We start from the raw sequence: 22,352 nt of genomic DNA on the forward strand, positions 1-22,352 counted from the left end.
CCAAAAGGAGTAGCACACATCGCAACGGATAAGAAGACCCGACGCAACGAGGACATTACGGCGCGAGAAGTACGCGTGGTTGGATCCGACGGCGAACAGATCGGGGTGATGGGGATCAGGGATGCGCTGGTCCGTGCCGAGGAAGAAGGCATGGATCTGGTGGAGATCGCGCCGCAGGCCGAGCCACCCGTCTGCCGTATCATGGACTGGGGCAAATTCCGCTTCGAAGAGTCCAAGAAGGCGCAGGCAGCGCGCAAGAAGCAGAAACAGATTCAGATCAAGGAAGTGAAGTTCCGCCCGGGAACCGACGATCACGACTACGACGTCAAGATGCGCAACCTGCGCCGGTTCATCGAGGACGGAGACAAGGTCAAGGTGACCCTTCGCTTCCGAGGTCGGGAAATGGCCCACCAGGAACTGGGCCGCGACCTGCTCAAGCGGGTCGAGCATGACATGGCCGAAGAAACGGTCGTGGAGCAGCACCCGCGGATGGAAGGCCGGCAGATGGTGATGATGCTGTCACCCAGAAAGGCCACCTGAAGCGCTTGGAACGAACCGGCAGCCAAGGCTGTCGGAAACAACTCGCTGGAATGCAGCTCGACGAAGCGTTGCCCGGACGGCCCGGGTCAACCGCTGCACGAAGGTAAAACAACAGGAGATCAGGACAATGCCGAAGATGAAGAGCAACCGAGGCGCTGCCAAGCGCTTCCGGGCTACCGGTAGCGGGCGCATCAAGCGCAAGCGCGCCTACCACAGCCATATCCTCACCAAGAAGGACACCAAGCGCAAGCGTCGCCTGCGTGCTTCCACCCTGGTCAACCGCGCGGACGAGAAAGCCGTGCGCCAGATGCTGCCGAAGCTGTAAGGGAGAGCGATCATGGCAAGAGTCAAGCGTGGAGTTATCGCCCGTCGTCGTCACCGCAAGGTGCTCAGCCGGGCCAAGGGTTATTACGGCGCACGCCGCAAGGTCTATCGCGTTGCCAAGCAGGCGGTCATCAAGGCCGGCCAGTACAGCTACCGTGACCGCCGTCAGCGCAAGCGCGATTTCCGCAGCCTGTGGATCCAGCGGATCAACGCCGCGGCCCGTGAGCACGGCCTGTCCTACAGCCGGTTCATCAACGGCCTGAAGCTGGCTGAGGTCGCCATCGACCGCAAGGTGCTGGCTGACCTGGCCGTCAATGACAAGGCCGCCTTCAAGGCGCTGGCCGAGAAAGCTCAGTCCAGTCTGGGCTGAGCATGGACACCTCGGCATCGCAGGATCTGCTCGAGGACGCCCTTGAGCAGGTCGCCAAGGCCGACAGCGAGCGAACCCTGGACGAAGTCCGGGTTCGCTTTCTTGGCAAAAAGGGGGCGCTGACCGCACAGCTCAAGGCTCTGGGGCAGCTTCCGCCCGAACAGCGGCGCGAGGCCGGCCAGCAGATCAATCGCGCCAAGCAGACCCTCGAACAGGCCATCGCACAGCGCGCAGAACGACTGGCGCGCGAGCGGCTCGATGCCCGCCTGGCCGAAGAACAGATCGACGTGACCCTGCCGGGGCGGACGACATCTGCCGGCGGCGTGCATCCGGTCAATCGGGCAATGCATCGCCTGCTCGATATTTTTCAGCGCCTGGGATTCGAGGTCGCCACCGGTCCCGAGGTCGAGGACGATTACTACAATTTCGAGGCACTCAACTTTCCGCCGCATCACCCGGCCCGGGCGATGCACGATACCTTCTATCTGCCCGACGGCCGCTTGCTGCGAACCCACACCTCGCCGGTGCAGATTCGCGTCATGAAGGAACGTGGTGCACCGGTGCGCATCGTGGCGCCCGGTCGCGTGTATCGTTCCGATTCGGATCAGACGCACACACCGCAATTCCACCAGATCGAAGGCCTGCTGGTCGACCGGGACGTGACATTTGCCGACCTCAAGGGCATGTTGTCGGACTTCGTCAACGCCTTTTTCGAGGACGATCTCGAGATGCGCTTGAGGCCGTCCTATTTCCCGTTCACCGAGCCCTCGGCCGAGGTCGACGTGCGCTGGCGCCATCCCGACGGGTCGGCCGGCGACTGGCTGGAGGTGCTGGGCTGCGGCATGGTCCATCCCAACGTGCTCGAGAATTGCGGCGTCGATCCCGAGGTCTACACCGGCTATGCCTGGGGGCTGGGTGTCGAGCGCTTTGCCATGCTGCGCTATCGCGTCGACGATCTGCGCCTGTTTTTCGACAACGAACTGCGCTTCCTGCGCCAGTTTCGCTGAGCCTCCCCGCGTCATGACTAGGAAAACGCCATGAAGATCAGTCATCGCTGGCTAAGCGAATGGGTGGATTCGGGCCTGAGCGCCGAAGCCATTGCTGAACGCTTCACCCTGGCCGGCCTGGAAGTCGACTCAATCGAATCGGTGGCGCCGCCCCTGGACGGCGTCGTGGTGGGTGAGATCCTGGCGGTCGAGCCGCATCCGGATGCCGATCGGCTGAGGGTTTGCCGCGTCGCCGGCGACAGTGAAGAACGCACCATCGTCTGCGGCGCAGCCAACGCGCGGAAGGGCCTGAAGGCGCCACTGGCCACGCTCGGCACGAAGTTGCCGGGCGGGCTCAAAATCAAGCCGGCGAAATTGCGCGGCGTGGCCTCAGAAGGCATGCTCTGTTCGGAGCCCGAGCTGGGCCTGGGCGAAGATGCCGACGGCCTGATGGAGTTGCCCGACGATGCGCCCACCGGAACGTCGCTGTCCGAGTACCTGGGGCTGGACGATCATGTGCTCGAAATCGACCTGACGCCCAACCGGGCCGACTGCCTGTCGGTGCGCGGCCTGGCGCGTGAGCTCTCCGCGATCAGCGACAGCCCGGTGTCTTCGCCCCGAATCGACCGCGTTGCGCCGAGCAGCGATCGCGATGTCGACATCGAGCTCCTGGCGCCTGAGGATTGTCCGCACTACGTCGGGCGGGTGATCGAGGACATCGATCCCGAAGCCCGGACACCGCTGTGGCTGACCGAACGCCTGCGGCGCGCCGGTCTGCGCAGTCTCGGGCCGATCATCGACGTGACCAACTACGTCCTGCTCGAGCTGGGCCAGCCAATGCATGCCTTCGACCTGGACATCATCAAGGGCGGCATTCGGGTCAGGCGGGCCGAATCCGGAGAGAAGTTCACCCTGCTGGACGGACAGGAAATCGAGCCCGACCGCGACATGCTGTTGATTGCCGATCACGAGTGCCCGCTGGCCCTGGCCGGCATCATGGGCGGTCTGGATTCGGCGGTGAGCGAACAGACCCGCTCGATCCTGCTCGAGTCGGCCTGGTTCAATCCGGCCACCATCAGCGGTCGTGCCCGCCGGCTGGGGCTGGCGACCGAGTCGGCCCATCGATTCGAGCGTGGCGTCGATCCGGCCCTGCAGGAATTGGCTGTCGAGCGGGCCACGGCGCTGATTCTCGAAATCGCCGGCGGTCGCCCGGGGCCGGTGCGGGCAGCTCGCGACGATGCACATCTGCCCACGGCCGAAACGGTCGAGCTGCGGCTCGATCGGCTGAATCACGTGCTGGGCAGTGCGCTGACGGCCGACGAGGCGGCAGCCATTCTCGAACGTCTGTCCATGCGTGTCGAACGTAGTCAAGATCATTTCCGCGTGACCGCGCCGAGCGCACGACGGGATATTGCCATCGAGGCCGACCTGATCGAGGAAGTCGCCCGGATTTACGGCTACGATCGCCTGCCGGTTCGCCATCCCGGCGGCGAGATCATCGTCAAGGCACCCGCCGAAACGCTGTTGTCCGATCGCGCGCTGCGCGAGCAACTGGCTGCGCGCGGATTCCAGGAAGTGATGACCTGGAGCTTTGTCGGCGAGCGCGAACTCGAAATGCTCGGCATGGCAGACGGCGCTCAGCCACTGGCCAATCCCCTGAGCCGTGAAATGGCCGTGCTGCGCACGAGCCTGTTGCCGGGGCTGCTGGCCGCTGCCGGCCGCAACCGCCGACGCCAGATTGCTGCTTTCCGCCTGTTCGAAATCGGCCACTGCTTCTTCAACGGCAAAAACGGTTTCGAGGAGCCGGAGCGGCTGGGCCTGTTACTCACCGGCGCTGTGGTTGCCGAGCATTTCTCCGCCAAGAGTCGGGCGGTCGATTATTACGATCTCAAGGGCGAAATCGAGTCCCTGCTGAGTTTCAATGGCATTGCCGGCCGGGTCAGCTTCGAGCGTGGTCGGCAATCCTGGCTTCACCCGGGACAGGCGGCCGAATTGCACATCGACGGCAGGCTGGCCGGCTGGCTGGGCCAGCTCCATCCGGCGCTGGTCGAAGAGTTGGAACTGGATCAGGCCGTCTTCGCGGCCGAGCTGGACCTGGCGGCCATCAGCACCCGGCGCCTGCCGGAACACCGTGACAGCGGCCGTTTTCCGGCTGTTCGGCGCGATCTCGCCGTCGTGGTCTCGGACGAGTACCCGGCCTCGGCCGTGCTGGATGCGATCGTCGAGGCCTCCGGCCAGCGGCTCGAGGACTGCATCGTATTCGACGAGTATCGTGGGAAGGGAATCGAAACCGGGTTTAGAAGTTTGGCTATTGGCTTGATTTTGCGCGATGTTTCGCGCACTCTAGAGGATCGTGAGGTTGACGGGCTCATCCGCGGGGTGGTCGCCGATCTCGAAAATCGTTTCGATGCCAAGCTGAGAGGTTGAAAAGGGGATGTCGTTGACCAAAGCTGATCTGGCCGCCGCACTGTTCGATGAGGTCGGCCTCAACAAGCGTGAAGCCAAGGAATTTGTCGATGCCTGGTTCGAAACCATCCGTCAGGCGTTGGAAGATGGCGACCACGTCAAATTGTCGGGATTCGGCAACTTTCAATTGCGCGACAAGAACCGCCGGCCGGGCCGCAACCCCAAGACCGGCGAGGAAATTCCCATTTCCGCGCGTCGCGTGGTGACTTTCAAGCCGGGACAAAAGCTCAGGACGAGGGTGGAAGCGTATGCTGGATCCGCGGAGTAATCAGGAACTACCGCCGATACCGGCAAAGCGCTACTTCACGATCGGTGAGGTCAGCGAACTGTGCGCGGTCAAGCCGCACGTGCTGCGTTACTGGGAGCAGGAGTTTCCCCAGCTCAAGCCGGTCAAACGCCGCGGGAATCGACGCTACTACCAGCGCCACGACGTCCTGATGGTGCGCCAGATTCGCAGCCTGTTGCACGAGCAGGGCTTCACCATTCAGGGCGCGCGCCAGCGCCTCGAGGGCGACAAGGCCCAGAACGACGTCTCGCGCAGCCAGCAACTGGTCAAGCAGATGCGGGTGGAACTGGAGGAAATCCTCCACGTCCTGCGCCGCTGAGATCGTCGTGATTTTGAGTGACCACGGAAAACACGGAAGTCACGGAATGTGAATGAGGTTGTGTTCTCAACTTCCTGATTTTTTTTCCTTCCGTGTATTCAGTGTCTTCCGTGGTTCCAGTCTTTACGACCCGGATCAATGGCACAAATCAGTCGAATCGGGGTAAAATGCCCGCTTTGACCCCAAGCAAGTTTCGGTCGGAGCGTAGCGCAGCCTGGTAGCGCACCACAATGGGGTTGTGGGGGTCGGGAGTTCGAATCTCCCCGCTCCGACCATTTCACTTTCCCAACCGCTCGCAGCAGCGGAGCCCCGGATTCACGATTCCTTTATCGTTTGTGGCGTTTAATATTGTTTCTAGATACTGAAGCCCCAAGTTGATTCAGGGCATCTATCCAACCACAGTTCAGCGGAATCCGCCATGAAACATCGCCCGAAAGTCGCCAACTTGCCCGACGTGGCCAGCCAGGTCGAGGCCCAGATTGCCGGCCAGCTCGACTGGGTGGGCATGAACGAAATCGAATTGCCGGTGTTGCTCGACGGCAGCGACGGGCGGCGCATGCAGACAACGGCGCGCATCAGTGCCTTTGTCGATCTCGAGCGCCCGGAAAAGCGTGGCATTCACATGTCTCGCCTCTATCTCCACCTCGATCGGGCCCTGGCTGAGCACACGGTCACGCCGGCGTTGCTGCGCCACCTGCTGCGCGATTTTCTGGACTCGCACGAGGATCTCAGTTCGCGTGCCATGATCCGGCTGGACTTCGACTACATGCTCCGGCGGCGTTCCCTGGCCAGCGACAACAGCGGCTGGAAGCGTTATCCCATCAGCATCATCGCCGGACTGGAAGGCCGCGAGTTCGAGCTCGAAATGGCGTTCCAGGTGGTCTATTCGAGTACCTGCCCGTGTTCGGCCGCGCTGGCCCGACAGCTGATCCAGGACCAATTCCGCAAGGATTTCGCTGACTCCGGCTCGGTCGATGCCGAATCGGTGCTGGCCTGGCTGGGCTCTGAAGAAGGCATCGTTGCCACGCCGCACAGTCAGCGCAGCGCAGCCGATCTTCGCCTGCAACTGGCGCCGAGTTTCGAGGCCTTTCCTTTCGTCGAGGTGATCGACGCCATCGAGGGTGCTCTGAAGACGCCGGTGCAGGCTGTGGTCAAGCGCGAGGACGAGCAGGCCTTCGCGCTGCTCAATGGTCAGAACCTGATGTTTTGCGAAGACGCAGCACGGCGTGTACAGACGGCGCTCGAGTCGCACGAGCGGGTGATCGACTTCTGGGCCCGCTGCCGCCACTTCGAGAGCCTGCATCCCCACAATGCCGTGGCGATCGTCACCAAGGGTGTCGAGGGTGGCTACAAGCCGATCGACGGCCAGCCTTCCGGCTGGCGTCACGGATAAGAGGCAACCCGCTCTTTATCGGCGCTCGAGCCCGACCTGGAGCTCGGGCAGGGCCAATCCGATACGTTCGGCGCCTGGATCCGACCAGGCCTGTCCGAGCACCTCGCCATCTTCCGCGTCCCGCACCGTCAGCCTGAGCAACACGGGCTGATCGTCCCGATCCATTCGGTAGTACTGCAGGTCGATTGCAAACCCCAGGCTCATCTCGCTGGCGTCGTTTGCCTCGACCGCGGCGCGGTCGGGTTCCAGCGCGAGGGAATTTGCAACACGCCAGCTGCCGCCTTCGCGGATGCCGGCCCAGCCGGTGAAACGGGCGGCCGGCAGAAACGTCAGCACCTCATCGCGCCCGCGTGTTCGGCCGTCCTCCAGGTAGAGCAGTCTTTCTCCGATTACCAACCGGCGACCGTCGAACGCCAGTTCCTTGAGCAGGCCGGTGGCATTTTCGCCTTCGCCGAAACGGCAACGGGCCGGATCGGTTTCCCCGACCAGGCCACGGTCGTTCAACTGGAATTGCATGTCGCAGCTGTTCGAAGCGCGGCCGTCGGCGCCGAGCGGGGCGAACTCTCCTTCGAGGCGGTTCGCTACAGCGCCCGGGCGCAGAACCAGTCCGAAGCGCCGGGTTGCATCGTTGGAAGCCGTAGCGCGCTGGCTCAAGACAAAGCCGATCGACTGTGACTCGGAAACCGATTGGGGCCGCACGGTCAGCTGCTGTACCGCTGTGTGGCCGTCAGCGTCCGTCACACTGAGGTAGCGGCCGGGCAGGGCGCGGGCGATCTCCTGTAACTGGGGCGAAGGTCCGGCGCCGGGCGTTTCCCGACCGGGTGCGGCGCAGCCGGCCAGAGCCAGGACCGCGATCAAGGTCAGAAGGCGGATGCACGGGCGCCGATTCCGATCGGTGGATTCCTGCGCTCGCAGGCGACATTCCCCAGGGTTCGGTGACGACTCAGCGCGCATCGGGATTTTCGCTCCAGTCCAGCAGCAGGCCCGGGTCGATGCGGATATCACCCAGGTTCATACGCCAGTCCAGGTGTGGCCCGGTGGCCCGGCCGGTGGCACCGACCTCGGCGATCACGTCACCGCGGGCAACTTGCTGACCGGTTTCGACGTGAATCCGTTCAAGGTGCAGGAAGGCGGACACCAGGCCGTGGCCGTGATCGATGAACAGGGTGCCGCCGGAAAAATACATGTCGTCGTGCACCAGCGTGACGAGGCCTGGAGCGGGCGCCTTGACGGGCGTTCCGGTCGCTGCGGCGACGTCGATGCCCCAGTGGGGATTGCGTGGTTCGCCGTTGAGAATTCTCTGGCTGCCGTAGACGCCGGTCACCGGCCCGGTCAGCGGCCAGTCGAATCCGTCGAGCCAGTCGGTGCGTGAATCGCGCCGCTCACGCGCCTGGCGGGCGAGACGCGCCTCGGCGCGAATCCGCTCGAGTACGGCTTCCGGCGGCGTGACCTTGTCTTCGGGCAGGCCGTCGATGCGCTGGATGTCGAAATCGCGCTCGATCGGCTCGAGCACTCGCTCGATCTCGCTGCCGTCGGGCAGCCGTGCAGTGACCTTGCGTGCTCGAGTCTGTTCACGGGCCATGGCGACCAGAAAACGCCCGTCGTCGCCGGTCATGACCGGCTCTCCGTCCAGGCTGACCCGGCTGCCGGGCGGGGCCTGGCCGATCAGCAGGCTGCCCTGCAGGGGTTCACTCGAGAACGTGATGTTTCCGTTGTCCGCAGCCACGGCGCTGGCCGCTGACAGTGGCAGCAGTATCAGCAACAGGACTGTCAGACCCGGTCGATCACGCATTGCCGCCTCCGCGAATGGTCAGCGTCTGTCCCGGCCGCAGGATAGCTTCCTCGCCGAGACTGTTCCAGCGCATCAGGTCGTTGACCGACACCTGATGGCGGCGGGCGATGGTCCACAACGAATCTCCCCGGCGCACGGTATATTCCTGCGACGCCGCGGTCGCGGCCCCCGATTGACCCATGTGCACCAGGATACGATCGCCCGGCCGTATCAGGCTGTTACCACCGAGACCGTTCCAGCGCTGCAGGTCGCCGACGGTCACACCGTACTTGCTGGCGATCACCCAGAGGCTTTCGCCCGGACGAACCTGGTGCTGGAAGCGTCGGGTGGGCAGCAGGCGCTGTTGCAGGCGGCTGAGCTCGGCATAGCGCTCGGCATGCGGCGAGTCTTGCGGCATCTTCCCGTTGGAAGCCAGCCGCAGTTTCTGGCCGGCGCGCAGGAAATCGCCGTTGAGCTGGTTGGCATCGCGCAGTGCCCCGACCGTGGTGTTGTGCCGTCGGGCCAGATGGGACAGGGTGTCTCCCGGGCGCACGCGCACCTCTTGCCAGACCACCATGTCGTCGGACTCGAGCGTGGGCAGGGCTTCACGGACCCGGTCGGCGCGGCCAGCCGGCACCATCAGGTGGTGCGGGCCCGAGGGCGGCGTGACATGACCGTTCAAGCCGGGGTTGATGGCGACCAGCTTGGCGATGTCCAGGTCAGCGGCCACCGAAAGCGCGACGACGTCAATCGGCCCATCGAGTTCGATCCGAGCCACCTGCGGGCGGTTGTCCCAGATCGGGATCTCGAAGTCGTAGCGCTCGGGCTCGGCGAAAAGGCAGCCCAGGCCGTTGAGCTTGGGGACATAGCCGAGGGTTTCGCGTGGCAGACGCAGGCTGTTCCAGTGGCTCGGCAGACCGGCACGGCGATTTCGCTCGATGGCGCGCCAGACGCGGCCCTGGCCGCCGTTGTAGGCCGCCAGCGCCAGGTTCCAGTCACCGAACCGGCCATGCAGGTAGGCGAGATAATCGAGTGCTGCACGGGTGGCGGCCCAGACGTCGCGGCGGCCGTCGTAGAAGTCATTGATTTCGATGCCGCGCTCGCGAGCGGTGGCGCTGACGAACTGCCAGGTTCCGGCCGCCCGACCGTGGGAGTAGGCGAAGGGGTCGTAGGCGGATTCGACGATCGGCAGCAGAGCCAGCTCGCCCGGCAATTCACGCCGCTCCAGCTCGCCGGCGATGTCGTACAGCCACGGCCGGGCGCGGTCGAGTACCCGTTTCATGTACTCGTCGCGTTCGGCATACCAGTAGGCCCATTGCTCCGCCCGGCTCTCGGGGGCGCACTCGGTAAACTCGAAACGATCGACGACTCGTGCCCACAAGTGCGGCGGAGGCTGTTCTTCCGCTTCGACCGGCAGATCGTCACCCAGATTGCGAGTGGCTTCTTCGACGACGCTGAAGGGATCGGGCAGGTCGACCGGGTGGCGCTGTTCCTTTTCCGCACCCGGCGAGTCGACTTGCTCCGTCACGGCGCAGCCGGCGACCGCCAGGACCAGTATCAGGACCGACCCGGCCCGGAGCACGCCCGGGCAATTGAAGATGAGACTTGGTTTCGAATTTCGTTGCATGCGCTCAGTCGTGGTTCAGCAGCCGCCAATTATGCGGGCATCTGGATTCAGGTCAATGCGGTTTTACAGTGGCGGCGGCGGGTACAATGCCACTTATGACTGATCAATCTTCGCACATTACGCCTGAGCGTATTCGCGCTGCGCTCGAGCAGGCCGGTAGACCGGTTTCCCGTCGCCAGCTTTCCCACCTTTTTGACCTCGACAAGGCCGCGTCCGACGAGCGACTGCGTCCGGTTCTTATGGACATGGTCGCCAGGGGCGAACTGGTCAAGAATCGGCGCGCGGCCTATGGCCTGCCGTCCCAGATGGATCTCGTCGCCGGGCGTATCAACGCCCATCCCGACGGTTTCGGTTTCGTGATTCCGGATGGCGATGGCGATGACCTGTATCTCGCACCGAAACAGATGCGCCAGGTTTTCAACGGTGACCGGGTCCTGGCGGCCGTCACTGCAGTCGATCGACGCGGCCGCAAGGAAGGGGCCATCGTCGAAGTGGTCGAGCGCGTCCACACGCAGGTGGCCGGTCGATTGTTGATCGAGTCGGGCGTGGCCACGGTGGTTCCCGACGACCCCCGCATGACCCAGGAAATTCTCGTCCCGTCAGAACGTGTGGGCGAGGCCAAGCCGGGCCAGGTCGTGGTGGTTCGCATCGACAAGCCGCCGACCATGAAGCGCGGTGCCGTGGGTGAGATCATCGCCGTGCTCGGCCATGCCGACGAACCGGGTATCGCCACGGATATCGCCGTCTACAGCCACCAGCTGCCCTGGGAGTTTCCCGAGGCGGTGACCCGCGAGGCCGAAGGCTTCGGTGCCGAGGTCAATCCGGACACTGCGGGCAAGCGTCTCGACCTGCGCGACCTGCCGATGGTGACCATCGACGGCGCCGATGCCCGTGATCTCGACGATGCCGTGTTCGCCGAGCCCCGCGGCGACGGCTTTCGCGTGTTGGTGGCGATTGCCGATGTCGCCGAGTACGTGCATCCCGGCCGGCCCCTGGACGACGAAGCCGAGAAACGCGGCACTTCGGTGTACTTTCCCGATCGCGTGATCCCGATGCTGCCCGAGGCCCTGTCCAACGGTCTGTGTTCGCTCAATCCGAAAGTCGATCGCCTGTGCCTCGTCTGCGAGATGAAGGTCGACGGCAAGGGCAAGGTCACATCAAGCCGTTTCCACGAGGCGGTGATGCGTTCGCACGCGCGACTGACCTACGATCATGTGCGGCGCATCATGGAAGCCGGTGACCCGGATCTGACCGAACGATTCGGTCACGTGCTGGGCAATCTGCAGGCCCTGTTCGAGGTCTACCGGCTGTTCTTCCGTCGCCGGGAACGGCGCGGCGCACTCGATTTCGACTCGCAGCAGGCATATTTCGAATTCGACACGGATGGGCGAGTGGCCAATATCCGGCTGCAGCAGCGCCACGACGCGCATCGCCTGATCGAGGAGCTGATGGTCGCGGCCAATGTCGAGGCGGCCAAGTTCGTCGGCCGCGGCAAACTGCCCCTGCTTTACCGGGTTCACGAACCGCCCCCGTCGGACAAGCTCGAGGGGCTCGAGGAGTTTCTGCGTGTCAACGGCATCCAGGTACGCTGGTCGGAGACGCCCGATCCGCAGCAGTTTGCCGCCATCCAGCACAAGCTGTCCGGCCAGCCCAACGAGTCCCTGGTCAACGCGCAGTTGCTGCGCAGCCTCAGCATGGCGGTCTACCAGCCTGAAAACAAAGGTCACTTCGGGCTGGCGCTCGAGCACTATGCGCATTTCACATCGCCGATCCGACGCTATCCCGACTTGCTGTTGCACCGTGCGATCAAGCACCTGTGCCGCAACCTGAAAAAGCGTGACTTCCACTACGGTCACGCACGTATGGAGGAGCTGGGACGGCACTGTTCCTGGACCGAACGGCGTGCCGAAGACGCTTCGCGCGATGTCGAGGAGCGCCTCAAGTGCCAGTTCATGCAGCGCCATGTCGGTGACATATTCGGCGGCATCATTTCCGGCGTGACCAGCTTCGGCCTGTTCGTCGAGATCGACAACCTGGCGGTCAGCGGCCTGGTCCACGTCACGGCACTGCCCAACGACTACTACCATTTTGATCCGGTCAGCTCCAGCATGACCGGCAAGCGCCGCGGCATTCGCTATCGTCTCGCCGACCGCGTCCGTGTCGAGGTCATCGCTGTCAATCTCGAAGAGCGCAAGATCGATTTTCGGCTCTTCGAGCAAGAGGACGACTGAACGGCAAAGCGAACATGAAACGCGAACTGGCGATGGGTATCAACGCTGTCGAGGGGCTGGTTCGCAACGCTCCCGAACGGATCGTGCGCGCCTGGATCAAGCCGGGCGGTCGTCGGCTCGACTCGCTCGAGGATGCATTGCGCTCGACTGGCGTTGCCGTTGAACATGCCGATGAACGTTCGCTCGACCGCATGGCTGGCAAGGTCCGCCATCAGGGTGTGATCGCCGAGTTCAATCCGCGCCAGCCCGGCGACGACCGGCGATTGCAGGAACTGGCCGAAGAGATTGACGAACAGGCCCTGTTCCTGGTGCTTGACGGCGTGCAGGACCCCGGTAATCTGGGCGCCTGCCTGCGTACCGCTGCCGCGGCCGGTGTGACGGCGGTGATCATCCCGAAGGACAAGGCGGCCGGCCTGACGCCGGCAGCGCGCCGGGCGGCGGCGGGTGCGGCCGAACGGGTCGAGTTGGTCGTGGTGACCAACCTGGCGCGCAGTCTGCGCCTGCTGGCCGATCAGGGGATCTGGCGCGTCGGCCTGGCGGCCGGTAGCGGTCGCAGCCTTTTCGATGGCCATCTGTCCGGTGCGCTGGCACTGGTGCTCGGCAGCGAGGAGAAGGGTCTCAGGCGGCTGACGCGCGAGCACTGTGATGAACTGGTCGAGATTCCGATGCCCGGCGCGATCGAAAGTCTCAATGTTTCGGTCGCGGCCGGCGTTGCCCTGTTTGCCGCGCTGCACAGGAGGCGTTCATGAAAGCGGTCAACGGATTCCGGGTCGATCTGCCCGACTGGGTAACCGAGTTCTCGGCGAAATTGCCGGTGTGCCTGCCGACAGCGCGTGAGCGCATGGCCGCGGCGGTCAGCCTGTCGGAACAGAATGTACGGCACGATACCGGTGGTCCCTTCGGTGCCCTGGTTGTGGTGGCGGCGACCGGCGAGGTGGTATCGCTTGGCGTCAACCGGGTTGAGCCACAGCTGTGTTCGGCCGCACATGCCGAGATCGTCGCACTCAGCCTGGCGCAGCGCCGAATGGGTTCCTGGAGCCTGGCCGACACGCGGCTGGGTCCGCTGCAGCTGGTCAGTTCCTGTGAACCCTGCGCGATGTGCCTGGGTGCGATTCCCTGGTCGGGTGTCCATTCGGTGCTGTGCGGTGCGATCAAGGCCGATGCAGAGGCGGCCGGTTTCGACGAGGGGGTGCGCCCGGCGCAGTGGGTCGAAGCGCTCGAGCGGCGCGGCATCGAGGTCCGGACCGGCATCCTGCGGGAACCGGCAGCGCGGGTGCTGGAGCGTTACGCCAGCGGTGGAAGGACCATCTACAATCCTTGAGGCAGGGACCAGGGACTAGGGATAAGAAAAAGCCGGGGCGGTGGACCGCCCCGGCTTTCTTCTTATGCAGGTCTCGGCGGGGCCGAGACATTCGCCTCAGGCGAATTACTGCTGGAGCATTTCGGTCAGCTTCTGCTGCAGCTCCGGATCATTCTGGATCGACATCGCGATCTGGTTGAAGGACTCGACGTCCAGGCCGGCTTCTTCGACCGCGGCCGTCATTTCCTCGTTGGCTTCCAGCTGCAGCTCGTTGGCCTTCTCGGGATCGTCGACTTCCTGCAGGCGTGCGGAAAAGTCCTGCTGGATGCTGGCGATCTCGACCTGGGCCTCGGCAAACTGCTCGAGCTGCTGGTCGCTGACATCAATCGTTTCAGGCTGTGCCTGCTGTTGCCCTTGCTGGGCCATGGCGGCCATGCCGAACAGCAGTGCAACGGTAACGGTAAACAGTTTGAGGGTATTGCGAAGCGTCATGTCTTGACTCCTTGAACTTGGTTGTGTGTTTTGCTTGCGGTTTCATAATTGCAACTCGCATGCCAGCCGTTTCAGGCACCAGAAAACAACGGGTTGGAGTGGGCCGCCTACGCGCATCGCCTTTTTGATGTGTCATAATGGCGCATGTGACAGTACTGACACCGCTCCGAAGTTTGCGCCTGCAGCTCGTGCTGCTGCTTGTGTTGCCGCTGGCCTTGTTCGGCACGCTGGTGGTCTGGGCAACCTATGAGGCGGTCGAGACCCTGGTCGAACGCCGCCTGGAAAAGGAAATCGAACTGGTGGCGCGCGCCCTGCGAGTACCCGTGGAGCAGGCGTTACAGGCGGGTGACCTGAAAAGTGTCGAACAGACCCTCGACGCGGTCTTCGAGATCGGCCGCGTATACGGCGCGTACGTCTACGATGCCGGTGGCCGACGCATTGCCGTGGCCGGCGAGGCCCGGCCCGGACCTCGCGAGCAGGTCGAAGCCGCCGAGCTGGTCCAGATCGGTGAAGAGATGGGCCGCTACGCCGAGTTGGCCGGGGAAGATGTTTTTTCCTATTTCGTGCCGCTCAACGATCCCGCCGGGCGCATCGCCGGGTTGTTGCAGGTGGTGCGGCTTGAAAGCGAGATCGCCCGGCGCCTCGACGAAATCAAGACGCAGAGCTGGCTGGCCTGGGGTGGCGTGATGATCGTGATGCTGGTTATCGTGCTCATCGGTCATCGCCTGGCGGTGGGGCGTCATGTCGACCGCCTGGTCGAGGACATGGCGCGGATCGAGGCCGGCGAGCGCGAGCACCGGGCCAATCCCGGCGGTCCGGTCGAGTTTTCCGGGGTGGCGGCCGCGCTCAATCGCATGCTCGATGGTCTCGACCGCATGGCCCGCGAGCTGGCCGAGCAGCGGCGTGAGCGGCGGAGCATGGAGCGGCGGATGCTGGCCCAGGAAGGGCTGGCTCGTCTGGGCCAGTTTTCCTCCGGCGTTGCGCACGAGCTGGGCGCGCCGCTGACCGTCATCGACGGCGATACGCGCCGGCTGCAGCGGGAAGCGTCGCTCTCGCCGGATGCACAGCGTCGCCTCGACCGCATTCGGCGCCAGGTCCATCGCACGCGCGAGCTCATCAATCAGTTGATGGAGTTTGCACGCAGCGACCGCAGCGAGCCCGAAGCGGTTGACCTGGGGCGCTTGCTGCAGCGCGTTCTTGCCGGGCTCCGCCCGGAATGCGAAAGTCGCGGCATCACACTCGAAGGGCCTTCGGAAGAGGGCGGCTGGCTGGTCGAGGGCTGGTCGCCGCGCCTGGAGCATGCCCTGCTGAATCTGGCACGCAATGCCGTTCAAGCGGCGGAACACCGGGTCCGGGTCAGCGTTCGAGATTCCAGCCGCTCGGTCACGATCAGTTTTGAGGATGACGGTCCCGGCATTCCGGTCGGACAGCGCGAACAGATCTTCGAGCCTTTCCACACGGCCGGGAAGGGGCGACAGGGCACGGGCCTGGGCCTGGCCATCGTGCGTGGCGTGGCCGAGGAGCATGCTGCCCGCATCGACGTGCTGAGCAGCGATGAGCTGGGCGGCAGTCGTTTCGAGCTGGAAATTCCGAGGCAGGTGACATGAGCCGATCTGCGCGCATCCTCGTCGTGGAAGATGACCACACCCTGGCCGAGTTGCTGGTCGAGGAACTCGAGGCCGAGGGCTGGGCGGTCGATGCGCAAGACAGCGCGGAACAGGCCCTGGCGATCGTCGACGAATTCGAGCCCGATCTGGTCGTCAGCGATCTGCAGCTGCCGGGCATGGACGGGCTGGGCCTGCTGGCGGCATTGCGCAAGAGGCATGCGCCGCCGGCGGTACTGATGATCAGCGCCTACGGCACCGTGGAGCGGGCGGTAGCCGCGCTGCAGGCCGGCGCCGAGAATTTCCTGACCAAGCCGCTGGATATGGATCACTTCGTCCTCAGCGTCCGGCGCCTGGTCGACAATCGCCGCCTGCACGAGGAAGTTCGCCGCTTCCGCGAGCTGCTCGACAGCCCCTCGTTTCACGGCATGCAGGGATCGAGCCGCGTGATGCGCATTCTCTACGATCGGGTGCGACAGGTGGCGAAGGCAGATGGTGCCGTCCTGGTAACGGGTGAATCGGGAACCGGCAAGGACCTGGTCGCGCGTGCGATTCACGCCGAGAGCGGGCGCAGCGAAGCACCGTTCCTGGCCGTCAATTGTGCCGGCATCCCGGCCGATCTGATGGAGTCGGAGTTCTTCGGACATGCCGAGGGCGCGTTCTCCGGCGCCGACCGGGCGCGCGGCGGCCTGTTCCGCGAGGCTGACGGCGGCACCCTGTTTCTCGACGAAATCGGCGAGATGCCGCTTTCGCTGCAGGCCAAGCTGCTGCGCGCGCTGCAGGACGGTCGCATCCGCCCGGTGGGGGCCGATCGCGAGCATCAGGTCGATGTCCGCCTGGTCGCCGCCACCAACAAGGATCTGTCCGAGGAAGTGCGTTCCGGCGAATTTCGCGAGGATCTCTACTACCGGCTGGAAGCCTTCCAGCTCGAGATCCCGCCCCTGCGTGATCGGGGCGAGGACCTGGAAATGCTGGCGATGCAGTTCGTCGCGCGCCATGCTGTTGCCCGCCAGCGGCCGGCCCGATCGATCAGTCACGAGGCCCTGAGCCTGATCCGGGCCTATCCCTGGCCGGGTAATGTGCGCGAGCTGAGCAACGCCATGGAGCGCGCGGTGACCTTCTGCGAGGACGAGGTGGTGGGACCGGACCACTTGCCCGAGCGCGTGCGTCAACCGCGGCATGACACAGACAGTGCCGATACGGCCGATCCGCTGGAGTCGCTGCTTCAGGAAGGTGAGATGCTGCCAAGCCTGGACGAGCTTCGCGCGCGTTATGTGCGCTACGTGCTCGATCGAGTCGACGGTAACAAGCGCCGTGCCGCGGCGTTGCTCGGGGTCGGGCGTCGGACCCTGTATCGCTGGCTTGATAATGCTTGAGCGGGCGTGGTTAAGCCGCGGTTGAACTATGGGTGGGAGTATGGAATCCGAGTACAAGGGGCCCATGCAGGAAACCTCAAAGGAGAGACCCTCATGCAGTGGACAAATCGATTCTCGAAATTGTCGATCATCATCGCGGTATTGGTTCTGGCCGCGTGCGCCACGACCACTGATCCGTATACCGGAGAAGAGCGCGGCACCCGCACCTCGCAGGGGGCTGCCATCGGTGCCGGTGTCGGCGCGGTCCTGGGTGCGATTTCCGGCGGTGACCGACTCAAGAGAGCGGCTATCGGCGCCGGTGTGGGCGCAATCAGCGGGGCGGCCATCGGCAACTACATGGACCGCCAGGAAGCTGAATTGCGAGAGCAGTTGCGCGGTACCGGTGTGAGCGTGACACGCCGCGGCGACGAGATCATTCTCAACATGCCCGGCAACGTCACCTTCGATTTCGACAGCGCCAGTCTGAAGTCGGATTTCTACGAGGTGCTCAATTCAGTCGCCCTGGTGCTCGACGAGTATGAAAGCACAGTGCTGGTCATCGATGGCCATACCGATTCGACCGGATCGCGCAGTTACAACATGGAGCTTTCACGGCGTCGGGCCGAGGCAGTGGGTCGCTACCTCCAGTCCCAGGATATCGATCCGGTGCGGATGGCCACTTACGGCTACGGGCCCGATCACCCGGTCGCATCCAATGACACCGATGCGGGGCGGGCGGCCAACCGGCGGGTGGAGTTGACCCTGATGCCGCTTACTGAATAGTGATTGCCGGCCTGGCGGCGCGCTCAGTCGCCGCCGGTCGCCGGCTCGAGGACCAGTTCCACGGCCCGTGCAGGCAACCCGACGTCTTCGCGCAGGACGCGATGGTCGGCCGCCGGCAGTTCTTCGAACTGCCGCTGGCGAACCCGTGCCGGCAGGAATACCGGCCCGAAGCGGACCCGTTTGAGGCGCGCCACTTGCGCGCCCACGGCCTCCCACAGGCGCCGCACCTCGCGCTGACGGCCCTCCATCAGGGCCACCGTGTACCAGCTGTGGCCACCGGTCACTTCGCCGGCCACGACGTCGCTGAAACGCGCCGGCCCGTCGTCGAGTTCGACGCCTTCCAGCAGGCGCCGGATCTGCGCGTCGTCGACCGAGCCGCGGATCCGGCACAGGTATTCGCGATCGACCTGGCCGCTCGGATGCATCATGCGGTGAGCCAGTTCGCCGTCGGTGGTCAGGATCAGCAAGCCGGCCGTGTTGATATCGAGCCGGCCGACCGCGATCCAGCGACCGCTGTCGAGCTTTGGGAGCCGGTCGAAGACGGTCCGCCGACCTTCGGGGTCGCTGCGGGTGGTGATCTCGCCCTCGGGCTTGTGGTAGATCAGGGTGCGGTGATCGGTCGGCTGCGTCGCGATGCGCCAGCGCCGGCCATCGAGTTCGACCAGGCTGCCTTCGCCGACGGTCGTGCCCAGTTCGGCCACCGTGCCGTCAACGCGGATCTCGCCGGCTTCGATGCGCGCTTCGAGTTTGCGCCGTGAGCCGAGCCCGGCCCGGGCCAGCACTTTCTGCAGTCGCTCGCTGGCGCTGGTTTCAGCCGGCTGAGCGCTCGTTGTCGGTTTCGGGCGCCGCTTCGGCGTCTTCTTCCGACTGCCCTTCGGACGAGCCTTCCCCGGCGATGCCTTCGCTGCCTTGCGCTGCGTCGGTCCGGTCCGGCTCGCTGCCGTCACTTTCGCGGGCTTCCTCGCCGGTCTGCGCGTGGTCTTCTTCTTTCTCGTCGGCTTGTTCATGATCGTCATCCTCCGCGCTGGACGAGACCGGTCCGGAATCCGGGGCCTGCAGTTCCAGTTCAGGTTCGAGCGTGTCGATGTCCTTGATCTCGGCCAGGGTCGGCAATTCGTCCAGCGACTTGAGATCGAAGTAATCGAGAAAGGTGCGGGTCGTGCCCAGCAGTTCCGGACGACCGGGCACATCGCGATGGCCGACCACCTTGATCCAATCGCGCTCCTGCATGGTGCGCAGGATGTTGGAACTGACCGAGACGCCGCGGATTTGCTCGATCTCACCGCGCGTAATCGGCTGGCGGTAGGCGATGATGGCCAGGGTCTCGAGCAGTGCGCGCGAGTAGCGGGGCGGCTTTTCCGCCCATAGCTGGGAAATGACGGGCATCAGGTCGCTGCGGATCTGCAGCCGGTAACCGCTCCCGACTTCCTTCAGTTCCACGGCACGTTCTTCCAGTTCGGCGTCGAGCGCGGCGAGTGCTTCGCGTAGCTTGCCGTGGCCGGGCTGTTCCTCGGCCGGGAACAGGCCGTTGAGCTGGTTGAGGCTCAGCGGATTGCCGGCGGCCAGCAAGGCGCCTTCGACGATACGTTTGAGAGTGTTGATTTCCATTGCGTTATCTTCGCGCTCAGGCCTGGGACGGGGCACGGACGTAGATGTTGCCGAACAATTCCTGCTGGACCAGGTCGATGAGGTGCTCGCGCAGCAATTCGAGCATGGCCAGGAAGGTCACGACGGCCCCCATGCGGCCTTCCTCGAGGTCGAAACAGCGGTCGAACTCCACGTACTGGTCGCTGGAGACCAGGCTGATGATACGGGACATGCGTTCGCGTACCGAAAGCGGTTCGGCCTGGATGTGGTGCTGGGCGAACATTTCGGCGCGGGCCATCACGTCCTTCAGCGCCAGCAGCACTTCGCGCAGGTCGACTTCGGGTGGAACGCGCACCTGGCCATGATCCTCGACCTCGGCCGCGGCCACCGCCACATCGCGTTCCAGCCTGGGCAGGCCGTCGAGATCCTCGGCCGCCTGCTTGAAGCGTTCGTATTCCTGCAGTCGCCGTATCAGCTCAGCGCGCGGGTCTGCTTCCTCGTCCTCCTCGACGTGGGGACGTGGCAGCAACATGCGCGACTTGATTTCGGCCAGGATGGCGGCCATCACCAGGTATTCGGCGGCGAGTTCGAGGCGCAGTTCGGTCATCAATTCGATGTAGCCGGTGTACTGACGCGTCACCTCTGCGATGGGGATGTCGAGAATGTCGAGATTCTGCCGTCGGATCAGGTACAGCAGCAGGTCGAGCGGTCCCTCGAAAGCCTCCAGAAACACTTCCAGCGCGTCGGGTGGAATGTAGAGATCGTCGGGCAGCTGCAGCAGGGGCGAGCCCTGCACGATGGCAAAAGGCATTTCCTCCTGGTGGGCCCGGTTATCGGGGGCGTCGCTCATGGGGTGCAAGTGTAGCGGTTTGGACGACGCGATAGGAGTCGGATGGCGGCCGGGTTTCGGCATGGCAGGGCGGGGGCCGATACAATGCCGTTTTCCACGCGATGGATGAGTGCTGCGATGCTCTACATGATTCTCGGCCGCGACGCCGAGCAAAGCCTTCAGCGGCGCAGCGGCGCCCGCGACGCACATCTGGCGCGCATCCGCGCTCTGGCCGACGACGGTCGACTGGTGCTGGCCGGGCCGCTGCCGGCCATCGATGCCGAAGATCCGGGCCCGGCTGGCTTCAGCGGCTCGCTGATCGTGGCCGAGTTCGACAGCCTGATCTCGGCGCGCGACTGGGCCGATGGCGATCCGTACCTGCAGTGCGGCGCCTGGACCGAAACCGAAGTGAAGCCCTTCAAACAGGTGCTGCCGTGAGCGATCGGCCCGCCATGATTCGCGAGCGCCTGGAAGCGGCGCTGGCACCGGACGAGCTCGAGATCGTCGACGAGTCGCACCTGCACCGCGGTCATCCGGGGGCAAAGGACGGGCGCGGGCATTTCCGCGTGCGCATCGTCAGCGACGTTTTCGCCGGGCTGCCGCGCCTGGCCCGGCATCGACGTGTCTATGCCGCTGTGGGTGACCTGATGACGACCGATATTCACGCGCTCAATATTGAGGCTCTTTCCAGTAATGAGATATAAACTGCTGATGTTCATTCCTTTGTTCCTGCTGGTTGCCTGTGAGCAGCAGCCGGAAAGTGGGCGAGAGACGCGCGACGAAGTCGTACTGGTCAAGGTCGATGGCGAGCCGGTAACCCTGCCCATGCTCGAACGGGTGATGGAAGCTCGCGGCGTCAGTGAGGATGAGCATGAGCGCATGCGCGCACTGCTCGATGAACTGGTACGGATGCAGGCGGTGGCCAATGCCGCCGAGGCCGAGGGTCTGGAAACCGATCCCGAGGTGCGCGCCGATTTACGCCTGGCCCGATTGCAGACCTTCTATCGACACTACATCAACCGGGCGCAACAGGCCGAACCGGTGACCGAAGAGGACATCGAGGCGGTCTACGAAGCCCAGCTGGAGCGTTCGGGCGATACCCAGTACCGCATTGCCGCCATTCGCTATGCCGATCCGGCCCGGGGACGCGCCGCGCTGTCGCAGTTGGCGGCGGGCGAGACCGACTTTGCACGCTTGCAGCGCCAAGCCGAACAGCGTGGCCTGGCGGTGGACGAACCCGGCTGGATCGATCGCAGCCAGGTGCCCGGCGAGTTCGCCCACGCAATGGCAGACACCGACGTAGACGGGGTCGTGCCGATGCTGTTGGAATCCGGTCAGGGCTGGCACCTGGTCCGGGTGCTCGAGACCCGGCCCCTGGAGGCGCCGGGCCTGGACGAAGTGCGCGAAGGTATTGCCCGATCGCTGCTACAGGACCAGCGTCAGCGGCTGATCGAATCGCTCTACGATCAGGCCGAAATTACACCCATGCTGCCGCTCGAGGAGGCCGACCCGGAGCCGGAGGAGTAGTCTGCGTGTTTAGTCACGGAGTTTATTGAAACCGCAGATTTCGCAGATTGACGCAGATTTGGAAAAGACCATTTTTCTGTTGGAAATCTGCGCGAATCTGCGTAATCTGCGGTTCCCCAAGACCGTCAGGGTAGATTCACTCCCTGCGGCGCCACCCAGCCTTCGGCGCGGTGCTCGGCCACGACCGTGGTGTAGATGCCGCCGCGGACATTGAATTCTGCGCTCAGGCGCATGAAGCGCGGCTGGACGGCGTCAACCAGGTCGGCGAGAATGCGGTTGGTGACATCCTCGTGAAAGGCACCCTCGTCGCGAAAGCTCCAGATGTAGCCCTTGAGCGCCTTGAGTTCGACGCAGCTGGTGTCCGGAACGTACTCGATCAAGAGCTCGGCAAAGTCCGGCTGGCCGGTCTTGGGACACAGGCAGGTGAACTCGGGAATGCGAATACGAATGGTATAATCCCGCGCCGGCTGCGGGTTGGAAAAGGTTTCCAGATTCTTGCTGGGTTCAATGGCCATTTCGGTCGGCTTCCTGGCGTCGATTGCGCGTACATTACAACAACTCG

25 protein-coding genes and 1 tRNA gene are annotated in these 22,352 nt (G+C 64.3%); 18 read left to right on the top strand and 8 right to left on the bottom strand.

Annotated elements, in window-relative coordinates; all coding sequences use genetic code 11:
- The first annotated feature begins 18 nt into the window (after positions 1–18).
- The 9 genes from infC to folE2 all read left to right on the top strand — a co-directional run bounded on the left by infC (position 19) and on the right by folE2 (position 6,684).
- Entirely contained in the window at positions 19–540 is a 522-nt protein-coding gene (infC, locus tag G4Y73_RS06640) for a translation initiation factor IF-3 (RefSeq protein WP_164231233.1), read from the top strand.
- 127 nt (positions 541–667) lie between these two features.
- On the top strand, positions 668–865 hold the full coding sequence (gene rpmI / locus G4Y73_RS06645; RefSeq protein WP_164230671.1) for a 50S ribosomal protein L35: 198 nt from the start codon (positions 668–670) through the stop codon (positions 863–865).
- A 12-nt stretch (positions 866–877) separates the two neighbouring features.
- Positions 878–1,234, top strand: a complete 357-nt coding sequence (gene rplT, locus G4Y73_RS06650; RefSeq protein WP_164230673.1) for a 50S ribosomal protein L20 — start codon at positions 878–880, stop codon at positions 1,232–1,234.
- 2 nt (positions 1,235–1,236) lie between these two features.
- Positions 1,237–2,241, top strand: a complete 1,005-nt coding sequence (gene pheS / locus G4Y73_RS06655) for a phenylalanine--tRNA ligase subunit alpha (RefSeq protein WP_164230675.1) — start codon at positions 1,237–1,239, stop codon at positions 2,239–2,241.
- 30 nt (positions 2,242–2,271) lie between these two features.
- A complete protein-coding gene (gene pheT, locus G4Y73_RS06660) occupies positions 2,272–4,647 on the top strand; it encodes a phenylalanine--tRNA ligase subunit beta (RefSeq protein ID WP_164230677.1) in 2,376 nt (791 codons plus the stop codon).
- 7 nt (positions 4,648–4,654) lie between these two features.
- Entirely contained in the window at positions 4,655–4,954 is a 300-nt protein-coding gene (locus tag G4Y73_RS06665; RefSeq protein WP_164230679.1) for an integration host factor subunit alpha, read from the top strand.
- Positions 4,935–5,291 (top strand): MerR family transcriptional regulator, encoded by a 357-nt coding sequence (locus tag G4Y73_RS06670; protein ID WP_164230681.1) that lies wholly within the window; start codon positions 4,935–4,937, stop codon positions 5,289–5,291. Before G4Y73_RS06665 ends, G4Y73_RS06670 begins: the two co-directional genes overlap by 20 nt.
- A gap of 198 nt (positions 5,292–5,489) precedes the next feature.
- Positions 5,490–5,566, top strand: a tRNA-Pro gene (locus G4Y73_RS06675).
- 143 nt (positions 5,567–5,709) lie between these two features.
- Positions 5,710–6,684 carry a GTP cyclohydrolase FolE2 gene (gene folE2, locus G4Y73_RS06680; protein WP_164230683.1) on the top strand — a complete coding sequence of 325 codons (975 nt, stop codon included), beginning with the start codon at positions 5,710–5,712 and terminating at the stop codon, positions 6,682–6,684.
- A gap of 15 nt (positions 6,685–6,699) precedes the next feature.
- Here the strand turns inward: folE2 and G4Y73_RS06685 are convergent, their stop codons facing one another.
- The 3 genes from G4Y73_RS06685 to G4Y73_RS06695 form a co-directional block, all read right to left on the bottom strand.
- Complete coding sequence (locus G4Y73_RS06685) at positions 6,700–7,542, bottom strand: hypothetical protein (RefSeq protein WP_164230685.1); 843 nt, start codon at positions 7,540–7,542, stop codon at positions 6,700–6,702.
- Between the two features lie 85 nt (positions 7,543–7,627).
- Positions 7,628–8,476, bottom strand: coding sequence for a M23 family metallopeptidase (locus G4Y73_RS06690; RefSeq protein WP_164230687.1), 849 nt, complete (start codon positions 8,474–8,476; stop codon positions 7,628–7,630).
- Complete coding sequence (locus G4Y73_RS06695) at positions 8,469–10,082, bottom strand: LysM peptidoglycan-binding domain-containing protein (RefSeq protein WP_164230689.1); 1,614 nt, start codon at positions 10,080–10,082, stop codon at positions 8,469–8,471. The genes G4Y73_RS06690 and G4Y73_RS06695 overlap by 8 nt, the downstream gene beginning before the upstream one ends.
- A gap of 95 nt (positions 10,083–10,177) precedes the next feature.
- Here G4Y73_RS06695 and rnr point away from each other — a divergent pair, with 95 nt between their 5' ends.
- The 3 genes from rnr to G4Y73_RS06710 are packed head-to-tail and all read left to right on the top strand — an operon-like array spanning position 10,178 to position 13,634.
- The gene (rnr, locus tag G4Y73_RS06700; RefSeq protein ID WP_164230691.1) at positions 10,178–12,313 is read left to right on the top strand and encodes a ribonuclease R; all 2,136 of its coding nucleotides are present in this window, start codon (positions 10,178–10,180) and stop codon (positions 12,311–12,313) included.
- Positions 12,314–12,327: 14 nt separating this feature from the next.
- Positions 12,328–13,062 carry a 23S rRNA (guanosine(2251)-2'-O)-methyltransferase RlmB gene (gene rlmB, locus G4Y73_RS06705; RefSeq protein WP_164230693.1) on the top strand — a complete coding sequence of 245 codons (735 nt, stop codon included), beginning with the start codon at positions 12,328–12,330 and terminating at the stop codon, positions 13,060–13,062.
- Positions 13,059–13,634 carry a nucleoside deaminase gene (locus G4Y73_RS06710; protein WP_164230695.1) on the top strand — a complete coding sequence of 192 codons (576 nt, stop codon included), beginning with the start codon at positions 13,059–13,061 and terminating at the stop codon, positions 13,632–13,634. Before rlmB ends, G4Y73_RS06710 begins: the two co-directional genes overlap by 4 nt.
- 105 nt (positions 13,635–13,739) lie before the next feature.
- Here G4Y73_RS06710 and G4Y73_RS06715 read toward each other — a convergent pair whose 3' ends face one another.
- Positions 13,740–14,105, bottom strand: a complete 366-nt coding sequence (locus G4Y73_RS06715) for a DUF4168 domain-containing protein (protein WP_164230697.1) — start codon at positions 14,103–14,105, stop codon at positions 13,740–13,742.
- A 137-nt stretch (positions 14,106–14,242) separates the two neighbouring features.
- Here G4Y73_RS06715 and G4Y73_RS06720 point away from each other — a divergent pair, with 137 nt between their 5' ends.
- From G4Y73_RS06720 to G4Y73_RS06730, 3 genes are all read left to right on the top strand, one after another.
- Positions 14,243–15,712, top strand: coding sequence for an ATP-binding protein (locus tag G4Y73_RS06720; protein ID WP_164230699.1), 1,470 nt, complete (start codon positions 14,243–14,245; stop codon positions 15,710–15,712).
- Positions 15,709–17,085, top strand: a complete 1,377-nt coding sequence (locus G4Y73_RS06725; protein WP_164230701.1) for a sigma-54 dependent transcriptional regulator — start codon at positions 15,709–15,711, stop codon at positions 17,083–17,085. The genes G4Y73_RS06720 and G4Y73_RS06725 overlap by 4 nt, the downstream gene beginning before the upstream one ends.
- A gap of 93 nt (positions 17,086–17,178) precedes the next feature.
- On the top strand, positions 17,179–17,847 hold the full coding sequence (locus G4Y73_RS06730) for an OmpA family protein (RefSeq protein WP_164230703.1): 669 nt from the start codon (positions 17,179–17,181) through the stop codon (positions 17,845–17,847).
- A gap of 23 nt (positions 17,848–17,870) precedes the next feature.
- Here the strand turns inward: G4Y73_RS06730 and G4Y73_RS06735 are convergent, their stop codons facing one another.
- The 3 genes from G4Y73_RS06735 to G4Y73_RS06745 are packed head-to-tail and all read right to left on the bottom strand — an operon-like array spanning position 17,871 to position 20,284.
- Positions 17,871–18,638, bottom strand: a complete 768-nt coding sequence (locus G4Y73_RS06735; RefSeq protein WP_276207548.1) for a pseudouridine synthase — start codon at positions 18,636–18,638, stop codon at positions 17,871–17,873.
- Positions 18,639–18,657: 19 nt separating this feature from the next.
- The gene (scpB, locus tag G4Y73_RS06740; RefSeq protein WP_164230706.1) at positions 18,658–19,455 is read right to left on the bottom strand and encodes an SMC-Scp complex subunit ScpB; all 798 of its coding nucleotides are present in this window, start codon (positions 19,453–19,455) and stop codon (positions 18,658–18,660) included.
- A gap of 16 nt (positions 19,456–19,471) precedes the next feature.
- A complete protein-coding gene (locus G4Y73_RS06745) occupies positions 19,472–20,284 on the bottom strand; it encodes a ScpA family protein (protein WP_205596503.1) in 813 nt (270 codons plus the stop codon).
- Positions 20,285–20,401: 117 nt separating this feature from the next.
- Between G4Y73_RS06745 and G4Y73_RS06750 the strand changes: the two genes are divergently transcribed.
- The 3 genes from G4Y73_RS06750 to G4Y73_RS06760 are packed head-to-tail and all read left to right on the top strand — an operon-like array spanning position 20,402 to position 21,790.
- Positions 20,402–20,701 carry a YciI family protein gene (locus G4Y73_RS06750; protein ID WP_164231236.1) on the top strand — a complete coding sequence of 100 codons (300 nt, stop codon included), beginning with the start codon at positions 20,402–20,404 and terminating at the stop codon, positions 20,699–20,701.
- Positions 20,698–20,967 (top strand): BolA family protein, encoded by a 270-nt coding sequence (locus G4Y73_RS06755; protein ID WP_346426831.1) that lies wholly within the window; start codon positions 20,698–20,700, stop codon positions 20,965–20,967. The genes G4Y73_RS06750 and G4Y73_RS06755 overlap by 4 nt, the downstream gene beginning before the upstream one ends.
- Entirely contained in the window at positions 20,957–21,790 is an 834-nt protein-coding gene (locus G4Y73_RS06760; protein WP_164230708.1) for a peptidylprolyl isomerase, read from the top strand. Before G4Y73_RS06755 ends, G4Y73_RS06760 begins: the two co-directional genes overlap by 11 nt.
- 125 nt (positions 21,791–21,915) lie before the next feature.
- Here the strand turns inward: G4Y73_RS06760 and queF are convergent, their stop codons facing one another.
- Positions 21,916–22,305 (bottom strand): preQ(1) synthase, encoded by a 390-nt coding sequence (queF, locus tag G4Y73_RS06765; RefSeq protein WP_164230710.1) that lies wholly within the window; start codon positions 22,303–22,305, stop codon positions 21,916–21,918.
- Positions 22,306–22,352: the final 47 nt, after the last annotated feature.

The organism is Wenzhouxiangella sp. XN201, assembly GCF_011008905.1.
In the GTDB taxonomy this organism is placed as follows: Bacteria; Pseudomonadota; Gammaproteobacteria; order Xanthomonadales; family Wenzhouxiangellaceae; genus Wenzhouxiangella.